The organism is Brachybacterium phenoliresistens (assembly GCF_000576425.1).
Classification (GTDB): domain Bacteria; phylum Actinomycetota; class Actinomycetes; order Actinomycetales; family Dermabacteraceae; genus Brachybacterium; species Brachybacterium phenoliresistens.
Genome location: NZ_KK070002.1, coordinates 52,010 through 70,619, shown reverse-complemented (window position 1 = coordinate 70,619; position 18,610 = coordinate 52,010). Strand labels below are relative to the sequence as shown.

The 18,610-nt window shown below is 71.5% G+C and carries 14 protein-coding genes; 1 reads left to right on the top strand and 13 read right to left on the bottom strand.

Annotated features, from left to right (window positions below; genetic code table 11):
* Positions 1–72: 72 nt before the first annotated feature.
* The 13 genes from BF93_RS15510 to BF93_RS15450 all read right to left on the bottom strand — a co-directional run bounded on the left by BF93_RS15510 (position 73) and on the right by BF93_RS15450 (position 16,931).
* Positions 73–981, bottom strand: a complete 909-nt coding sequence (locus BF93_RS15510) for a serine hydrolase domain-containing protein (RefSeq protein WP_038373889.1) — start codon at positions 979–981, stop codon at positions 73–75.
* Complete coding sequence (locus tag BF93_RS15505) at positions 978–3,005, bottom strand: beta-galactosidase (protein WP_038373887.1); 2,028 nt, start codon at positions 3,003–3,005, stop codon at positions 978–980. Before BF93_RS15505 ends, BF93_RS15510 begins: the two co-directional genes overlap by 4 nt.
* Positions 2,995–3,687, bottom strand: a complete 693-nt coding sequence (locus BF93_RS15500) for a hypothetical protein (RefSeq protein WP_038373886.1) — start codon at positions 3,685–3,687, stop codon at positions 2,995–2,997. Before BF93_RS15500 ends, BF93_RS15505 begins: the two co-directional genes overlap by 11 nt.
* 7 nt (positions 3,688–3,694) lie before the next feature.
* Positions 3,695–5,326, bottom strand: coding sequence for an ABC transporter substrate-binding protein (locus BF93_RS15495; protein ID WP_038373885.1), 1,632 nt, complete (start codon positions 5,324–5,326; stop codon positions 3,695–3,697).
* A gap of 94 nt (positions 5,327–5,420) precedes the next feature.
* Positions 5,421–6,293, bottom strand: a complete 873-nt coding sequence (locus tag BF93_RS15490) for a carbohydrate ABC transporter permease (protein WP_038373883.1) — start codon at positions 6,291–6,293, stop codon at positions 5,421–5,423.
* Between the two features lie 10 nt (positions 6,294–6,303).
* Entirely contained in the window at positions 6,304–7,293 is a 990-nt protein-coding gene (locus BF93_RS15485; RefSeq protein ID WP_232226464.1) for an ABC transporter permease, read from the bottom strand.
* Between the two features lie 491 nt (positions 7,294–7,784).
* Positions 7,785–8,681: a LacI family DNA-binding transcriptional regulator gene (locus BF93_RS15480; protein WP_051487056.1), complete on the bottom strand. Its 897-nt coding sequence runs from the start codon at positions 8,679–8,681 to the stop codon at positions 7,785–7,787.
* Positions 8,678–11,389, bottom strand: a complete 2,712-nt coding sequence (locus BF93_RS15475; RefSeq protein WP_198025454.1) for a glycoside hydrolase family 2 protein — start codon at positions 11,387–11,389, stop codon at positions 8,678–8,680. The genes BF93_RS15480 and BF93_RS15475 overlap by 4 nt, the downstream gene beginning before the upstream one ends.
* Positions 11,386–12,243 (bottom strand): ABC transporter ATP-binding protein, encoded by an 858-nt coding sequence (locus BF93_RS15470; RefSeq protein ID WP_038373880.1) that lies wholly within the window; start codon positions 12,241–12,243, stop codon positions 11,386–11,388. Before BF93_RS15470 ends, BF93_RS15475 begins: the two co-directional genes overlap by 4 nt.
* A complete protein-coding gene (locus BF93_RS15465) occupies positions 12,240–13,235 on the bottom strand; it encodes an ABC transporter ATP-binding protein (RefSeq protein WP_084148607.1) in 996 nt (331 codons plus the stop codon). The genes BF93_RS15470 and BF93_RS15465 overlap by 4 nt, the downstream gene beginning before the upstream one ends.
* Entirely contained in the window at positions 13,232–14,158 is a 927-nt protein-coding gene (locus BF93_RS15460; RefSeq protein WP_038373879.1) for an ABC transporter permease, read from the bottom strand. Before BF93_RS15460 ends, BF93_RS15465 begins: the two co-directional genes overlap by 4 nt.
* A 15-nt stretch (positions 14,159–14,173) precedes the next feature.
* Complete coding sequence (locus BF93_RS15455) at positions 14,174–15,160, bottom strand: ABC transporter permease (RefSeq protein WP_038373878.1); 987 nt, start codon at positions 15,158–15,160, stop codon at positions 14,174–14,176.
* Between the two features lie 82 nt (positions 15,161–15,242).
* Positions 15,243–16,931: an ABC transporter substrate-binding protein gene (locus BF93_RS15450; protein WP_051487054.1), complete on the bottom strand. Its 1,689-nt coding sequence runs from the start codon at positions 16,929–16,931 to the stop codon at positions 15,243–15,245.
* A gap of 343 nt (positions 16,932–17,274) precedes the next feature.
* Between BF93_RS15450 and BF93_RS19645 the strand changes: the two genes are divergently transcribed.
* Positions 17,275–18,471 carry an ROK family transcriptional regulator gene (locus tag BF93_RS19645; RefSeq protein WP_038373877.1) on the top strand — a complete coding sequence of 399 codons (1,197 nt, stop codon included), beginning with the start codon at positions 17,275–17,277 and terminating at the stop codon, positions 18,469–18,471.
* Positions 18,472–18,610 lie beyond the last annotated feature (139 nt).

The following is an 18,610-nucleotide window of genomic DNA, read 5'->3' as shown; positions in this document are numbered from 1 at the left end:
CTGGAGCCTCGGCGGCACGATCCTCACCGCGGAGGTGCTCGGCCGCAGCTGATCGGGCCGGGGCGCCCGGCATCAGCGCAGCCGCGGCAGCAGGTCGCGCCAGAGGGCGGTGAGGATCTCGTGCATCCTCCCGCCCTCGAGGTGCGCGGTGACGGTGACGACGGCCCGCTCGCGGGGCAGCACGATCGAGTACTGGCCGTAGTTGCCGTCGGCCCGCCAGGCGCCCTCGGGCGCGCAGTCCCAGACCTGGTAGCCGTAGCGGGCGGTGTCCTCGCCGTCCTCGCGGCCGGTGGGGACCCAGTCGGCGTGCATCGCCTCGACCCAGTCCGAGGAGACGAGCTGTGTGCCGTCCCAGGCGCCGGACTGCAGCAGCAGCCGGCCCAGCCGGGCGAGCTTCGCGGTACGCAGGTGCAGGCCGTAGGCGCCCCAGGAATGACCGCCCCGGCAGCGGAACCACTGGGGGTTGGCGATGCCCAGCGGCGCGAACAAGCGCGGCATGAGGAACTCGCGCAGGTCCTCGCCGGCCACGGCGTCGACCGCCCGCGCGAGCATGTAGGTGGAGCCGTTGGAGTAGTCGAAGCGCGCGCCCGGGGCGCTGGACAGCGGGGCGGCGAAGAAGGCGGAGGCCACATCGGCCTCGAGCTTCTCGCGCTCCGTGAAGCAGGTGAAGGAGCTGCCGGAGGTCATGGTCAGCAGGTGCTCGAGGGTGATGTCCTCGACGCCGGGGGCGACCTCGCCGCGCGGCGGGACGACGTCGACCAGGCGATCGGTGACCCGCAGCGCGCCGGCGTCCCCGAGCATGCCCACGGCCAGCGCCGTGAACGTCTTCGAGCAGGAGAACACGTGGACGAGGTCGTCGGCGCGGAAGCGGTGCTCGGCCTCGCCCACGCCCTCCTGGTGGACGTGCACGCCGTAGATCCCGAGGTCCTCGCGGGCGTTCGCGGCGATGATCCCGGTGAACAGGGATGCCGGCGCGCTCATGCGGGCGCCCCCTCGAGGGGCCGGCGCAGCACCCGCACCTCCGGCGCGCAGAGGGAGAGGACCGCCCCGGCCGGGAAGGAGTCGCCGGTGAGCAGGTCCGTCGAGGCCGCGTCGAGGACGACCCGGTGGGCGCCGTCGTGGGCGAGCAGGAACAGCACCTCCGCGTCCTCGGTGCGGCGGCGCACCCGCTCGAGCCCGGGCGCACGGTCCTCGGCCGCCCCGAGCACCTGGTCCCACAGCGTCCGCAGCCCTGCCTCGTCCAGGCGCGCGCCGACGTAGAACACGCGCCCCGCGCCGGTGTCGCGGCGGGTGACGGCGGCGGTCCCGGCGTAGAAGCCGGAGCCGTAGTCCGCGAGGGGCTCTGCATCCACCGGTGTGACCAGGTCGAAGACCGTGTCGGCGCGGCAGATGGTGCCATCGGCCCAGCGGATCTCCCGATCGACGCCCTCGGGCTGGGAGTCGGTCTCGTCCACCCGGATCCCGCACAGCGGGGCGAGGTGCCCGGGGACGTCGAGGGTGGGGGCCTGGTCGTCCTCGTCGACGCGTCCGCTGAGGAACCCGGTGACGAGGTCCGCGCCGGCGGCGACGGCGCGCTCGAGGTTCGCGGCCCGCTCGGGGCCGGTGACGAACAGGACCGGCGCGAGGATCAGGTCGTAGCCGGTGAGGTCGGCGTCGGGGGAGAGGACGTCCACCCCGATGCCGCGGTCGAAGAGGTCCTGGTGGATGCGGGTGATCTCCTCGACGTAGGGCACGCGCCGGGTGGGGCCGTCGCTCATCTCCAGGGACCACCAGCTGTCCCAGTCCACGCAGACGGCCGCCCGGTGCTCGGTGCGGGAGCCGCGCAGCTGGGCCGCGGCGCGCACCTCCGCGCCGATCTGCGCGACCTCCCGCACCACGCGGGTGTCGGTGCGCGCGGCGTGGTTCAGGATCGCGCCGTGGAACTTCTCGCTGGCCCCGCGGGAGGCGCGCATCTGGAAGTAGAGCGTGGCCTCGGCGCCGTGGGCGATGGCCTGCCAGGTGCGCAGGCGCAGCAGCCCCGGCTCCTGCAGCGGGTTGTCGGGCCGCCAGGCGGTCTGCGAGGGGGTCTGCTCCATCAGCCACATCGGCCGATCCGGCGCGAGCCCCTTCATGAGCTCGTGCGCGAGCGCCACCCTGCCGGGGCCGTGGCCGATGCGCGGGTAGTTGTCCCAGGAGACGATGTCGAGGTCATCGGCCCAGCGGCGGTAGTCGATGCCCGGGAAGAAGCCCATCAGGTTGGCGGTGACGGGGACGTCGGGGCTGTGGCGGCGGATCGCCTGCTTCTCGAGGCGGAAGCACTCCCGCAGCGCCTCGGACTGGAAGCGGCGGTAGTCCAGGGTGATGATCTGGAAGGCCGTGTAGGCCGGGCCGTTCCAGTGCTCGCTGAGGGCGCTGGGCGGGACGATGTCCTCGAAGGAGTGCATCGTGTGGCCCCAGAACAGGGTGTACCAGCGGCGGTTGAGCTCCTCGAGGGTCCCGTACTTCTCCTGCAGCCAGCGCCGGAAGCCCGCCGCGCAGCTCTCGCAGTAGCACATGCCGCCGAACTCGTTGCCGATGTGCCAGGCCACCAGGCCCGGGAGGTCGTGGTACCGCTGCGCGAGCAGCCCGGCGATCTCGGCGGACTCCGCACGGAACGTCGCCGAGCTCGGGCAGCTGTTGTGGCGTGCGCCGAACAGGTGGCGCCGCCCCTCGAAGTCGACCCGGGTGACATCGGCGGTGCGGGCCATCCAGGCGGGGTGGGCGCCGGTCGGGGTGGCCAGGACGATCTGCATGTCCCGGGCCAGCACCGGTTCGAGGATCTCGTCGAGCAGGGAGAAGTCGTAGACCCCGGGCGCGGGGTGCAGGCTCGACCACAGGAACACGCCCAGGGTCACCGTGTTCACGCCGATGTCCTGGAGAGCATCGAGGTCGGCGGCGCGGACCTCGGCCGGCCACTGCTCGGGGCAGTAGTCGCCGCCGTAGGGGAAGCGGGCGGGCAGCGGGCGGGCCGCAGGGTCAGCGGTCATCGAGGGATTCCTCCAGGGCGAGGACGAGGGGGCGGGCGGAACGGTCCAGCAGCAGCACGAGCGGGGCGGCGACCAGCAGCAGCACCCATTCGCCGAGGACCGCGACGCTGAGGACGGCGGCCAGGAGCGTGAGCCCTACCCCGAGCACGCCGCGCGGGGAGACGGCGACCGCGCCCAGCGCCGCCCGCCACAGGCCGATGCCGCTGACGGTGAAGCGGCTGGCGATCACGCTGCCCAGCAGGGCGATGAGGGCGACGGCGAGGAGCAGGACCAGGCCGGCGAGATCGGGGCCGGCCCCGCCGCCGATCATCCCGCCGCCGATCAGCCCCGCGGCCATGAGGCCGACGGGGATCCACAGCACCGCCGCCTGGCGGTGCCCCTGGCGCAGCCCGGCCAGCAGGCGGCGCAGGGGGCGGATGTCGGTGGTGAGGTCCTGGTCGTGGACCGCGTGCAGCGCGGCCACGACCAGGGACCCGATCAGCCAGGCCTCCGCAGGGACCAGGAGCAGTCCCAGCAGGGTCCCCTGGGAGAGGACCACCGCGGCCAGCACCAGGGCGCCGCCGAGAGCGAGCGGCACCGCGAGCAGCGCCAGGTCGTACAGGACGAACGCGGCGCGCCAGATGCCGCGCTCGTGGACGTCGCGCCCCTCGGGGGCGCCCTTCGATGCCGGTGCGGTGGCCATGTCGGTATCAGCCCTCGAAGGCGGCCTGCGCCTCGTGGACGATCTCCATGTAGTTCGCGGCGCCGTTGTCGTCGCACTCGGTGACGAAGGCGTCCCACTCGGCGAGGTCCCGCTGGCCGGTGGCGAACTTGAGGGTGCTCTGGTCCACGAAGTCCGTCAGCGGCGTGATGACGAGGGTGGCGTCCTCCTGCTGGATCTCGTCGAAGGGGTACGGGGGCATCGGCTCGGCGGGCTCGTGGGTGGCGGCCATCTCCTCCTGCCAGGCGATCTCCTCGTCGTTCATGGTCGAGCGCAGCAGATCGGTGGTGCCGCCGTAGGCGTAGTTGCCGCCGGAGAAGCCGTAGTCCTTGCGCAGGTCCTTCGTCCCTTCGGGGTTGATGCCGAGGAAGGTGACATCGGCTGCGGGGACGCGCTTGTCGCCCTCGCGCTCGAAGGTGACGCCCTCGACGCCCCACTTGGCGAACTCCTGGCCGGCGTCGGAGTACCACAGCCAGTCGATGAACTGCAGCATCGCCAGGAAGTGCTCGTCCTCGGCCATCTGCGCGGTGAACATGACGCCGTTCTCGAGGCGGGAGCCGGCCATGATCTGCCCGCGCGGCCCGCCCGGCAGCAGCATCTTCTTCACGACCGCCTGCTCGCCGACGTTCTCGGCCAGGCCCGTGCGGTAGTCGATGACGGTCTGCGAGTTGGTGGAGAGGGAGAAGGACTTGCCGGTCACGAACTTCTGGACGGCCGGGTCGTCCTCCTGGGTGAAGCTCTCGGGGTCGATGAGCTTCTCGGCGATGCCGGTGGAGAACCACTCGGTCATCGCCCGGTACTCCTCCTGCTGCGGGCCGAAGACGAGGGTCTCGCTGCCCGGCTCCTCCCGCACGACCCCGTCCCCGAGGCCCCAGCCGGCGCCCACGCCGTGGCTGGCCGCGACCAGCCCGAGCAGGCAGTCGCCCGCGAAGCGGTCCGAGAGCGGCCACATGTCGGGCTTGGCCTCCCGGACCTTGCGGTACACGTCCAGCAGCTCGTCCCAGGTGGTGGGCTCGGCCAGGCCCAGCTCCTCGAGCACGTCCACGCGGTAGGCGAGGGTGTAGTCGGGCCAGACCTCCTCGTGCAGGCCCGGCAGCACGTAGTACTTGCCGTCGGCCTGGCGGAGGCCGTCGATCTCCTCCTCCAGCTGCCACGTCGAGACCTTGTCCTGGTAGTGGGGCATGTGCTCGACGTAGTCGCTGATGGGGAGGATCGCGCCGGAGGTGACGAAGGCGTCTTCCTGGCCCGGGTAGGTCTTGGGGATGACGTAGGGGGCATCGCCCGCGCTGACCAGCAGGGAGCGCTTCTGCTCGTAGTCCGACATCGGCACCACGGTCGGCTTCAGGGTGACGTTGGTGAGCTTGGTCAGCTCCGTCCAGAACAGCCAGTCCGCGCGGTAGGGGTAGGCCGCGTTGTCGTTGAAGAGGATCGGCAGGTCGAACGGCTCGGTCGCGGTGAACTGGCTGCCGACGGTGTAGTCGTCCATCGCCCCGGTGCTGAGCTCGGAGGTGTCGACCGGCTCGCCGCCGCCGCCGGCGCCGCCGGAGGAGCATGCGGCGAGGGAGAGGGTGAGCCCCGCGGTCGCGGAGGACGCGGCGAGGAATGAGCGCCTGGAGAACATGGTGGTGCCTTTCGTCGGTGAAAAACAGGTGGGATCGGACGGGATGCGCTGCGGAGGCGAGGGGGCCGCGCCGGAGGGACGGTCCCCGGGCGGGTCACTGCTTGACGGAGCCGAGCATGACGCCGGAGACGAAGTACCGCTGGATGAACGGGTACACGCAGAGGATCGGCAGGACGGTGAGGACCATCGTCACCGCCTTGATGTTGGAGGAGACGTTGTTCTGGGCGTCCGCGGAGGCGGCGGCGACGTCGGAGGTCTGGCTGGTGCCGGCGATCATGTTCCGCAGGTACATCGTGACCGGGAACAGCTCCTTGTCGGAGAGGTAGATGAACGCCTGGAACCAGGAGTTCCAGTGGGAGACCGCGTAGAACAGGAGCATCGTCGCCAGGATCGCCTTGGACAGCGGGATGACGATGCGCAGCAGGATCCCGTAGGTGGTCAGGCCGTCGATCGCGGCCGCCTCCTCGAGCTCGAGGGGGAGGTTCTCGAAGAACGCCTTCATCACCAGCAGGTTGAAGATGCTCACGGCATTGGGGATGACGATCGCCCAGATGCTGTTGTCCATGTTCAGCGAGTTGATGAGGATGTAGTTCGGGATGAGGCCGCCGTTGAAGAACATGGTGAACACGGCGATGCCGATGAACAGCCCGCGCCCGCGCAGCCGCATCCGGGAGATGGCGTAGGCGTACATGGTGGTGAGCACCAGCGAGATCGCGGTGGCGACGACGGTGTAGACCACGGTGTTCTTGTAGTTGACCCAGAACAGCCGGTCCGACATCACGACCTCGTAGGTCTCGGTGGTGAAGCCGATCGGGAACAGGGTGACCCGGCCCGCCATGATCGCGGCCTCGCTCGAGAGGGACTGGGCGATGATGTTCAGGAAGGGGTACATCGTCAGGAAGACGACGCCGAGCAGGAAGATCGTGTTAAGGACCGTGAAGGTCCGGTAGCTGCGGGACTCTCTCATCGTCCTCTCCTCACCACAGGCTCGAGCCGACGACGCGGCGGGACAGGGCGTTGGCACCGAGCACGAGCACGAGGCCGATGATCGCCTCGAACAGGCCGATGGCCGTGGCATAGCTGAAGTTGTTGGACACCAGGCCGACGCGGAACAGGTAGGTCGCGATGACATCGGCCGTGTCGTAGGTCAGGGGGTTGTACAGCAGCAGGATCTTCTCGAAGCCCACCGAGAGGAACGTGCCGATGTTCAGGATCAGCAGGGTGATCATCGTCGGCGTGATGCCGGGCAGCGTCACGTGCCAGGTCTGCTGGAGGCGGTTCGCGCCGTCGATGCGGGAGGCCTCGTACAGCTGCGTGTCGACCTGGGTGAGCGCGGCGAGGTAGAGGATCGTGCCCCAGCCGACGGTCTGCCAGACCTCCGAGCTGATGTAGAGCGTGCGGAACCAGCCGGCCTGGGCGATGAAGTTGACCGGGTCCCCGCCGAGGGCCGTGATCACGGAGTTCACGGTGCCGTTGAGGGAGACCAGCTGCATCACCATGCCCACGACGATCACGATCGACATGAAGTGGGGGAGGTAGGAGACGGTCTGCACGAAGCGCTTGAACCAGGTCTTGCGGACCTCGTTGAGCAGCAGCGCCAGGATGATCGGCATCGGGAAGACGATGATCAGGCTCAGCACGCCGAGGATGGCCGTGTTCGAGAAGACCTTCCAGAACGCGGGGTCCTCGAGGAACTTCTGGACGTAGCGCAGGCCCACCCATTCGTCGCCGAACATCGACCCGCCCGCGCGGAAGCGGCGGAAGGCGATGATGTTCCCGGCCATGGGGATGTACTTGAAGATCAGCAGGTACACCAGCGGGATGACGAGCAGGGAGTACAGCCGCCAGTCCTTGCGGATGTCGCGCCCGAGGGGGCGGCGGCGGGACGTCCGTCGGGGCGGGCTCGTGCGCGGCCTGGTCCCCTCGGCGACGGCCGGCAGCTCCTGCGGGGGGCTGGACGTGGTCACGGGGTCATGCACCTCCTCGTGCGTGTGAGTGGCGACCCTGGTCGGCATCGGTGCCTGAAGTTTTCGTAAAACCGGGTACGCCCGCTCACAGTAGCGGAGGGGTTTTGGAGCGTCAATCGCCGTATGGCAACAGGCGGCAACGGAGTCTGCCTGCTGCGGAAGGTCGTCGCGGAGGGCTGCGGGATCGAGAGAACCCGCAGTTTGCAGCGGCTTTCCGGGATGCCTGTCGGTGGCGCGCAGGGATTCGGCCGGAGGTCCGCGGTCGCGGGCCAGCTGCGGAGATGCGCCGGCACCGAGGAAAAAGTGCACGGAAGTTTCGATCAGGTCACGACATGCCGATGCCGTGCGGTGCGCGGTCCGGGGCCGGCCTCGGCCCTGTCCGGACGCGCGGGCGCGAGGGCCCTGCGGGCGGTCGTCGCGGCAGGAGCCAGCGCCGCGGCGCCTGTGGCGCGGAGCCGGCGCGCGGAGGCTCTGAGCGGGCGCGCGGAGCCTCAGCGCGGGGGCGCGGCGTCCGCCGGGGGCCCGGCGAGGGTCTCGCGCCGCAGCAGGACGGGCGTCGAGGGGCGGTGGCGGATGACCCGGGGCGGGTCCTCGACGAGGAGGGCGAGCGCCCGGCCCACCTGCATCCCCGTCGACCTCAGGGAATGGCCCAGCGCCGTCATCGGCGGCTCGCTGAGCTGGCAGCCCATGGAGTCCTCCCAGGAGACCAGGGAGACGTCCGCGGGCACGCGCAGGCGCAGCTCCCGGGCGCGCTCGAGGGCGCCCAGGGCCATGGCGTCGTTGTCCAGGACGAGCACGGCGCGGCTCGGCGCCGGCGGGTCGGTCGCGGGCACGCCCGGCAGGCGCGCCTGCACGGCCTCGAGCGCCGCCGCCCCGGAGGCGCGCGTGTAGTCGCCGTCGATGCCGAGGTCCTCGAGCCCGTGCCGGGCCATCACCTCGCGGTAGGCGGCGCGGCGCAGGGCGGAGTGCAGCAGGTGCGGCGGCCCGCCCACGTGGACGATCCGTCGGTGGCCCATCTCCAGCAGGGTGCCGAGCACCTCCCGCATGATCCCGGCGTTGTCGACGGTGACGGTGGGGACGCCGGCGCCGGGGCCGTCCTCCTGGACCACGTCGCCGATCAGCACGTACGGCAGCCCCAGGTCGTGGAGGATCCCCGGGCGCGGGTCCTGCGCGCCCAGGTCGCGCAGCACGACGGCGCGGACCGCTCCCTCGGCGGCCCAGCGCCGGTGCACGGCGATCTCCTCCTCGACGGAGCCGGCGGCGTGCGTGAGCACCGTGTGCCCCGCCGCCACGACGACGTCCTCGATCCCGGCGAGCACCTGGTTCAGGAACTGCTCGCTGCGGGCGGACCAGATGTCGCCGGGGACGACGAGGCCGACGGTGCTCACGAGGTGCGGGCCTCCTCCCGGGCGGCGGCGGGCTGGGCAGGCCCGGCGGGCTGCGCGGCGCGGGAGCGGGCCAGCAGCTCGCCCACGTGCCGCAGCACACCGGGGGCGGCGTACGCCGCCGGGTCCGCGGCGCCGCCGGGCACCCGGATGCGGATGCTCGCGCGCTCGCCGGGCAGCAGGGTGAGCAGCTGCCGCTCGGCGACGGCGTCCGGGTGGACGCGGTCGGCGATCACGCAGACGTCGCGGACGCTCGAACGGGCCTCGAGGTCCAGGACCACGTCCTCGCCCTCGGCGCGGGCGCTCGCGATCAGGGCATCGGCCTCCAGCGCCAGGTCCTTGTCCTCCGCGAACCAGTGCACGGCGCGCGGCGCCCCGCCCGCCTCGGCCGCGGAGCCTGCCGGGCCGGCGAGCTCGACGACCAGCACCTCGCCGGCCGGGTCCTGCGCGAGGGCGAGCTCCTCGGGGACCGGCACCGCGGACGCGCTGCGCGCCGGGACGGCGAGGGGAGCCTCCGCGGCGGCGAGGACCTCCCCGGCGAGGGTCTGCCGGCGCAGCAGCAGCGTGCCGGCGAGCTCCATGTCCCGGTCGTTGCCGAGGCTCACCCGCAGGCCCGGGCCGGCAGGGTCGCCGTCGCGCCCGGGCTGCACGCTCAGCAGCACCGGCCGGTACAGCTCGCGCATGGCGTGCCACAGCAGCTTGCGGCGGTCGTCGCCGTCGACCGCGGCCCACGAGGTCACGGGCCAGCAGTCGTTGAGCTGCCAGATGATGGTGCCGCCGCAGCGCGGCCACAGCGAGCGGTAGTGGCTGATGCCCACCAGCAGCGCGCGCGCCTGGTTCAGCGAGGTCGTGAAATGGAAGTCCGCATAGGAGGCCGGGTCCGGGTCGGGGAAGTGGGGCCGGTAGCCGGCCACGAGCTTCTCCTGGCCGCGGATGGCCTTCTGGTGGTTGAGCATCGCGGGGGAGTCCGCGCGCAGGGGCCGCTCGGTGATGGCCCGCTCCACGGTCGCCCAGGACGCCGGTCCCTGCCAGCCGAACTCGGCGGCGAAGCGCGGGGAGGTGTCGCGGTAGTGGACGTAGTTGTTGTCCTCCTCGGAGGCCCACACCACCCAGTTGTGCACGGTCCCGTGGTCGGGGTTGCGCGGGTCCTCGACCTTCGGCCGGGAGTAGGGGCTCGAGGGCGTGTAGCTGCGGGAGTGGTCCAGCTCGGCGACCAGGGACGGCAGCAGCTGCGTGAAGTAGCCGTTCCCCCAGCCGGTGCCCTCCGCGATGACCTCGCGGAAGCCCCAGTGGTAGTAGCCCTCGACGCTCTCGTTGGAGCCGTTCCAGTGCACCAGCGCGGGATGCCAGGCCAGGCGCACGATGTTCTCGCGGGCCTCCGCCTCGATCTCGGAGCGCAGCGGCTCGGCCTCGGAGTAGGCGGCGCAGGCCATCGCGAAGTCCTGCCACACCAGCAGGCCCTCCTGGTCGCAGATGTCGTAGAGGACGTCGTCCTCGTACAGCCCGCCGCCCCAGATGCGCAGCGTGTTCATCCCCGCGTCCAGCGCGTGGCCGATGCTGCGGCGGTAGGACTCCTGCGTCAGGCGGGTGGGGAAGCAGTCGTCGGGGATCCAGTTGGCGCCCTTGATCAGGATGGGGCGGTCGTTGACGACCATGGTGAAGGAGGTGCCGATCTCGTCGGTCTCCTCCACGAAGCCGGCGGTGCGGAAGCCCACCCGGTGCGCGCTCGCATCGAGCACGGTGCCGTCCGCGCGCCGCAGCGACACGGCGACGGTGTACAGCGGCTGCTCGCCGTAGCCGCGCGGCCACCAGCGGCGCACCGCCGGCACGGCCGCGGCGAGATCGACCTCGCGCTCCGCACCGGTCAGGGCGTGCTCGAGGGTCGCGACCTCCGCGCCGTCGGGGTCGGTGACCACCAGGCGCAGCGCGAGCTCCTCGGAGGCATCGGCCGCGGCCGGGGCATCCGGGGCATCCGGGGCGGCCGGGGCAGCGGCGTCCGCGGCGCGCTCGACCTGGGCGCGGACGCGCACGGAGCCGTCCTCGCCGATGACGTCGACCTGCGGGCGCAGGGTCGCCAGGCGCGCCCCGCTCCAGGTCTCCAGGCCGATGGGCCCGGCGATGCCGCTGGTCACGAGCACCGGCCCCCAGTCCCAGCCGAGGTTGCAGGCCATCTTGCGGATCGCGTTGTAGGGCAGCTCGTTGCCGATCTTCGGCAGCTCGCCGATGACCTGCTGGTTCTCCCGGGCGGTGCGCAGCGGGGAGGCGAAGCGGATCTCGAGGGTGTTCTCGCCCTCGCGCAGCAGGTGCTCGACGGCCCAGCGCCAGGAGCGGTGCTGGTTCTGCACGACGGCGACGGTCTCGCCGTTGAGGATCACGGTCGCGGCGGTGTCCAGGGAGCGGGCCACCAGGTCGGTGCGCTCGCCGGGCAGGGCGCCCAGGCTGAAGGAGGTGCGGTAGGAGAGGTCGCATTCGCCGCTCCAGGCCAGCGCCTTCTCGTTCTCGTCGAGGTACGGGTCCTCGATGAGGCCCGCGTCCAGCAGATCCGTGAGGAAGGTGCCGGGCACGGTGGCGGGGATGTCCTGGACGGGGAACGGGGCGGGGCCGTCCAGCACCGTGAGGGTCCAGCCCTCGTGCAGGTCGAGGCGGTCGATGGCGGAGTCGGATGCTCGGCGCACCGAGGTCACGGGCGTCAGGGCGCTCGCTGGGGTCACTGGTCCTCCCGGTGGGCGAGATGGTCGGGCATGGGGACGCCGCGGCGACGGGCCTCGGCGAGGAAGCGCTGGTTGGTGCCCGGCTCGGGGGCGGCCTTCAGCAGCGTGCGGGTGAACTCGGCCTGCGGGTTCAGGATGACATCATCGGCCGCTCCCCGCTCGACGACCTCGCCCTTGTACATCACGAGGATCTCGTCGGAGAAGTGGCGGGCGGTGGCGAGGTCGTGGGTGATGTACAGCATCGCCAGCTGCTCCTCCCGCTGCAGGCGGGCCAGGAGGTTCAGCACGCCCAGGCGCACGGACACGTCCAGCATGGACACGGGCTCGTCGGCGACCAGCACCTTCGGCCCCGGGGCGAGGGCCCGGGCGATGGCCACGCGCTGGCGCTGCCCGCCGGAGAGCTCGTGGGGGCGGCGCTCCAGGAAGCTCGCGGCGGGGGAGAGGTTCACCCGCTCCAGCAGCTCGGCGGCCCGGGCGTCCACCGTCTTCGCGGTGGCCTTCCCGTGCAGCAGCAGCGGCCGGCGCAGGTGGTGGCCGATCGAGTGGAACGGGTTCAGGGAGGCGAAGGGGTCCTGGAAGACCATCTGCACGTCGTCGCGGTAGGCCGTCAGGGCGGCGCCGCGGCGGCCGATGGGCCTGCCGTCCAGCAGCAGCTGCCCGGAGGTCGGGTGCTCGAGCTGCATGAGCAGCTTGGCGATGGTCGACTTGCCGGAGCCGGACTGGCCCACCAGGGCGACGGTCCGGCCGGCGGTCAGCTCGAAGGAGACGTCCTTGACGGCCTGGAGCTTGGAGAAGCGCAGGCCGTTGCGCAGGGTGTACGTCTTGTGGATGTTCTGGGCGGTGAGGGTGGTCATCGGGTCTCCTCGTCGGAGTAGCCGGCCCGGATGAAGTCGCCCGCGTCGCCGGTGAGCGAGGGGAACGAGCCCAGCAGCTTGCGGGTGTAGGGATGCTTCGGCGCGAAGTAGAGCTCCTCGGCCGTCTCCAGCTCGACGATCTGCCCGGCGCGCATCACGGCGATCCGGTCGGAGATCTCCAGCAGCATCGGCAGGTCGTGGGTGATGAAGATGACCGCGAAGCCCAGCTCGTGGCGCAGGCGCAGGATCTCCTGGAGGATCTCCCGCTGCACCACGACGTCCAGCGCCGTGGTCGGCTCGTCCATGATCATCAGCTCGGGATCCAGCGCCAGCGCCATCGCGATCATCACGCGCTGGCGCATGCCGCCGGAGAGCTCGTGGGCGAAGGCGCCGATCCGGTCGGGATCCACGCCCACCAGGTCCAGCAGCTCGCGGCTGCGGGAGAGGCGCTCGGCCTTGGACATCTCCGGCCGATGGGTGGTGAACACGTCGTCCAGCTGGGCGCGCACGCTGATCACGGGGTTCAGGGAGTTCATCGCCCCCTGGAACACCATGGCGATGCGGGACCAGTGGAAGGCGCGCAGGTCCGCGCCGTGGAGCCCCAGCACATCCACGTCGTGGCCGTCCTGGCCGTGGAAGGTCACCGAGCCCTCGACGATCCGCGCCGGCGGCCGGTGCAGCTGGTTCAGGCCGTAGGCGAGGGTCGTCTTGCCGCAGCCGGACTCCCCGGCCAGGCCCAGCACCTCGCCGCGCCGCAGCTGGAAGCTCGCGCTGCGGACGGCCCGCACCGGCGGGTCGACCTGGTACTCGATGCTGAGGTCGGAGACGGTGAGCACCGGCTCCTGCGAGAGCGGGGAGTCGTCCCCGCGCAGGTGCTCGATGTCCACCAGCTCGCGGTTCGCGGCGGAGGCGGCGAGATCCGCGGCGCTCGGGTGGTGCTGCGCGGGATCGGCCGCGGCGGCCGATGCGGGATCGGGGGTGGGGGTGCTCATGCCGCTGCCGCCTCCTTCTGGGCGTGGCGCGCCGTCCGCGCGGCGGCGGGGGCGGTGCGCAGACGGGGGTTGATGATCCCGTCGATGGAGAAGTTGATCAGGGACAGGCCGCCGCCCAGGGCCGCGATCATCGCGCCCGGCGGGACGAACCACCACCAGCCGCCCAGGGTGAGGGCCTGGCCGTTCTGGGCGTAGAAGAGCATCGAGCCCCAGGTGTGGGTGCCCACCACGCCGAGGCCGATGAAGCTCAGCCCCGCCTCGCCGAGGATCGCCGAGACGAGGGCGAACACGAAGCTGCTGGACATGACCGGCAGCAGGTTCGGGAGGATCTCCACGGCGATGATGCGCCAGGGGCGCTCGCCGGCGATCTTCGAGGCCTGCACGTAGTCGCGGCCGCGGATCGACAGGGTCTGGGAGCGCAGCACGCGGGCGGCCGCCGCCCACGAGGTGATCGCGAGGACCACGGCGATGAGGATCAGCCCGCGCTGCTCGACGTAGGAGCCGATGACGATCATCAGCGGCAGGCCGGGGAGGATGAGGACGACGTTGGTGAACAGGGAGAACGCCTCGTCCAGCCAGCCGCCCAGGTATCCGCCGAGGATCCCGAAGAAGGCCGAGAGGAACAGCGCCATCACGGCCACGATGATGCCGACGGTGAGCGAGCCGCGGGTGGCCCAGGCGAGCTGGGCCAGCACGTCCTGGCCGGTCTGGGTGGTGCCCAGCCAGTGCTGGGCCGAGGGCGGCTGCATGCCCATGTTGTCCACGGCGTTGGGATCGGCCACGAAGAAGGGGGCGATGAGCCCGAACAGGGTGATCAGCACGACGATGCCGCCGCCGACCATCAGCGTGGGGGTGAGGAATCGCGGCAGCCGCCGGCGCTGGGCGGACACGGCCATCGCCGCGGTGTTGGGCTTGGTGGTCATGGTCTCTCCTCCGTCTCAGCCGCGGGCCCGCGTGCGGGGGTCGATGACGCCGTACAGCAGGTCGACGACGAGGTTGGCCCCCAGCACGGCCACGGTGATGATCAGGAACAGCCCCTGCATCAGGGCGTAGTCGTTGTTGTTGACCGCCTGCAGCATCGTGTAGCCGATCCCCGGGTAGGAGAACACCGACTCCACCACGATGGACCCGGAGACGACGAAGCCGAGCGAGATCGCGAAGCCGGAGACGCTGGGCAGCACGGCGTTGCGCGCGGCGTAGGTGAGCATGATGCGGCGCGGGCTGAGGCCCTTCGCCTCCGCGGTGAGGATGTAGTCCTCGCTGAGGGTGGAGACCATCATGTTGCGCATGCCCAGCAGCCATCCGCCCAGCGAGCTGAGCACGATGGTCAGCGCGGGCAGGAAGGCGTAGTAGACCGCATTGGAGAGGAAGGGGTAGTCCAGGGCGGGGCGCACCAGGGTGACGTCGTACCCGCCGGAGATCGGGAACAGGCGGAGGTTCACCGCGAAGGCGTACACGAACAGCAGCGCCAGCCAGAAGTAGGGCACGGACTGCAGGATCGTGGTGGCGGGGATCAGGGAGTCCAGCCAGGTGCCGCGCCGCCAGCCGGCCACGGTGCCCAGCCCCACCCCGAGCAGGAAGGTGACGCAGGTGGACAGGCCCACCAGCACCAGCGTCCAGGGCAGCGCCTGGCCGATCACCTCGGTCACGGGCGCGGGGAAGTAGGTCACGGTGGTGCCGAGGTCCCCGCGCAGCAGGTTGCCGAGGTACTGGAAGTACTGCTCGATGATCGAGCCCTGGTCGTCGGCGCCGAGCATCACCTCGATCGCGTGGCGGGTGCCCGGGTCGACGGGGCCGCGCAGGGCGAGCTTGGCCAGCACGGCGTCGACGGGGCTGCCGGGCAGCGCCCGGGGGATGAAGAAGTTGAGGGTGACGGCGGCCCAGAGGGCCACGAGGTAGAAGCCGAGCTTCCGCGCGATGTGCACCGCAGGTCCTTTCTGCACGAGCGCCGGGCGGGGCCGGGCGCCCCGTCGTGCGGGGCGCCCGGCGTCCGGGGGAGCGCTGTTCTCAGGCGGGGGTGACGGTCTTGAGGACCTGGGCGTTGTCCGGGGCGGACCACGACATGGGGTAGGCGTACAGGTTCTCGGCGGTCGGCCAGCCGGTGACCTTCGAGGAGTTGTACTCCGTCAGGCTCGAGCCGATCAGCAGCGGGATGTACGGCATCGCCTCGACGATCTTCTTCTGGATGATGAAGTACTGCTGCTTCTTCACCTCCGGGTCGTCGGTCCCGGCCGCGACCTCGAGCGCCGCGTCGACGTCGGGGTCGGAGAAGCGGGAGCTGTTCTGGTACGGGTTGCCGTTCTCCCCGACGGGCACGGTCGAGTCCGTGCCGAAGAAGGTGTGGTACGGGTAGAACGGGTCCGGGGCCGGGCCCTGCCCGACGGAGTCGATGACCAGCTGGAACGTGCCCTTGGACTTCGCGTCGTTCCACTCGTTGACGGAGACCTGCTGGGGGATCAGCTCGATGCCGATCTGCGAGTACTGCTGCTTGAGGGTGTCCAGGGCGGTGACGAAGTCCGTCCAGCCCGTGGGGCAGCTGACGGTCATCGACACGCGCACGCCGTCCTTGGCGTAGATGCCGTCGCCGCCCTTGGCGTAGCCGGCGTCCTGAAGGATCTGCTCGGCCTTGGCGGGATCGGCGTTCCAGGGGGCCAGCTCGATCGACGGGTCGATGAACTCCTTGTCCCGCTCGGGCAGCGCGAAGGCGGGGGAGATGTCGGTGCCCAGGTCGAAGAACGCCAGCTTGGAGAGCTGCTCGCGGTCCATGCCGTAGTAGAGCGCCTGGCGCACGGCGACGTCCGTCTGCGGGCCCTCGCAGCCCAGCTCGGGGTTCGCGGCGGCGAACAGGGCCGCCTGCGAGGTGCCGGTGTTGGTGTAGCTGAGGTCGGGGTTGTTCGCGACGTGGGTGTCCAGGTCCGGGATGGCGGTGGACATGTAGTCGATCTCGCCGGCGAGCCACTTGTCGGTGGCGGACTGGTTGCCGGACAGGGAGATCACGCGCACGCCGCCGATGGCGGGCTTTCCCTCCTCCCAGTAGGACTCGTTGGCGCCGAGCAGGTAGGACTCGGCGGTGAAGTCCGAGAGCACGAACGGTCCGGTGCCCACGGGCTCCTCGTTGGCGTCGGTGGCGAGGTCCGCCACGTCCGCGAACCGGTGCTCGGGGATGATCCAGGTGCGGCCCAGGGCGTTGGGGCCCTCGACGAAGGAGGGCGCCGGGTAGGTGATCACGACGGTGGCATCGTCGGTGGCCTCCGCCGAGGGCGCCTTGCCGGAGCCGTTCAGGGCCGGGGTGTCCTTGATGCGGTTGAAGGTGAAGGCGACGTCTTTCGCCGTGAAGGGGGTGCCGTCCGACCAGGTCACGCCGCTGCGGACGGTGACGGTCAGGGCCGTGCCGTCCTCGTTCCAGGAGTAGGACTCGCCCAGCTGGGGGACGGGGTCCGCATCGATCGCGTTGAGCGGGTTGAAGTAGAACAGAGGCTCGAAGATCATCCCCTGGACCATGCTCAGCACCGAGGCCGAGTGCGGGTTGAAGTTCTTGGTGAAGCCGGCGCCGGAGCCGTTGTACGTGGTCACGATCGGCTTGTCCGAGCCGGACGCACCGCCTTCGAGGTTCGACTGGCCCGAGCAGGCGGCCAGCCCCAGCGGGGCCAGGGCGGCCAGGGACAGCTTGCCGAGGGTCCTGCGGCTGAGATGCATCGTCGCTCTCCTTCTCCACGCGGCAGTGCGTGAGATCTGTGGTGCCCGATCGGGCGGGAGGGTGGTGCGGGAACGGTGGGGACTGGAGCGGCGGGTCCGAGGGACCGGCCGCTGCCAACGGGACTTACTTAACCAACTTTGTGAAGTAAGCGCAAGTATGCGAGCATGTTCACGGCGGCGTCAACCGCGTTCCCGCGCCTCGAGCGTCACGAAGATGTCACGATCAGCGCGGGCGCCTCCGGGGTCCGCGACCATCGACGGAGACCGCGGTGTCGAGGCGGTGCCGTCGGCGCCCGACCGCTGCGTCCCCGCTCCGCCCGATCGACCGTCGAGAGGAAACCCCATGGCAGCTCTTCGACCGCGCAGCGGCGCGGCGACCGATGCCGCGGTCCTCGACGCGATCCGCCGGGTCCCCGACACCACCCGCACCGCGCTCGCCGCGGAGCTCGGGGTGACCGCGGTGACGGTCACCAACTCCGTCAAGCGCCTGCTCGCCGAGGGGCTCGTGGTCGAGGTGGGCCGCGCCCGCTCCACCGGCGGCAAGCCGGCGAGCCTGCTGCGGGTCAACACCGCCTCCCGCTGGTCCCTGGGCTGCACCCTCGAGCTCGACCGGCTCTCCCTGGTCGCCATGAACATGGACGGGAGCCTCCGCTTCCGCGCCGTGATGCCCCTCGGCGCGAGCGCCGCCGCGGCCGAGGACGGCCGGCCGGCGGCCCCGGACGCCGCCGAGGGCCCCGCCCTCGCCCTGGACGAGGCGGCGCTCCTCGAGCGCCTGCGCGACCTGCGCACCCGGATCGACGACGAGCGCGGGGGCTGCGCCGGCATCGGCATCGCCGACCTGCGCCAGGACGCCGCCGCCGCTGCGCACGTGCGCGACCTCCTCCAGCGCGAGCTGGACCTGCCCACGACCTTCGGCAGCCCGGCCCTGTGCGCGGGGCTGGGGAGCTACTGGGTGGGCGAGCAGGAGGAGTCGGCCTGCCTCACCGTGCACCTCGGGCCGAGCATCGGCGCGGTCGTGCTCTCCGCGGGAGGGCCGATCCTGCCCGAGATCCCCGGCTCGAGCTCGCTGGACCACGTCATCGTCGACCCCGAGGGGCCGCCGTGCCCCTGCGGAGGCCGCGGCTGCCTGCACCAGACGTCCTCGAACGCGGCCGACATCCGCCGGGCCGTCCAGGACGGGCTCGGCGAGGAGCTGGGCCTGGACCCGGACGGCACCCGCGTCATCACCGACCACGCCCGGCTCACCGAGGCGGCGGCCCACGGCCACGCGGGCGCGACGCGCATCGTCCTGGACAGCGCCCGGACGATCGCGCTGGTCATCGGCAACATCATCGGGCCGCTCGGGGTGCGCAGCGTGGTGCTGAGCGGGACCAGCATCTCCATGGCCCCGAAGCTGTACCGCGACGCCGTCACCGCCTCGCTGCGCGAGCGCGCCGGGGCCCTGGGCGCGGACGTGCACGTGGCCGTCTCGACCGTGCAGCCCCATCCCTGCTCCGTCGGAGCCGCCGCCCTCGCCCTCACCACCGCCCTGCGGCCCTGAGCCCGCCGACCGCCTGTCGCCGTCCCGCACCTCCTGCGTGATCTCGACTCCGGCGGATGCTCGCTGTGCGGCCCGGGGAGCGCGCACCCGCCGGGGTCGAGAGGCGATCCATCCCGTGAGGAGCATGAGATCGGGCGCA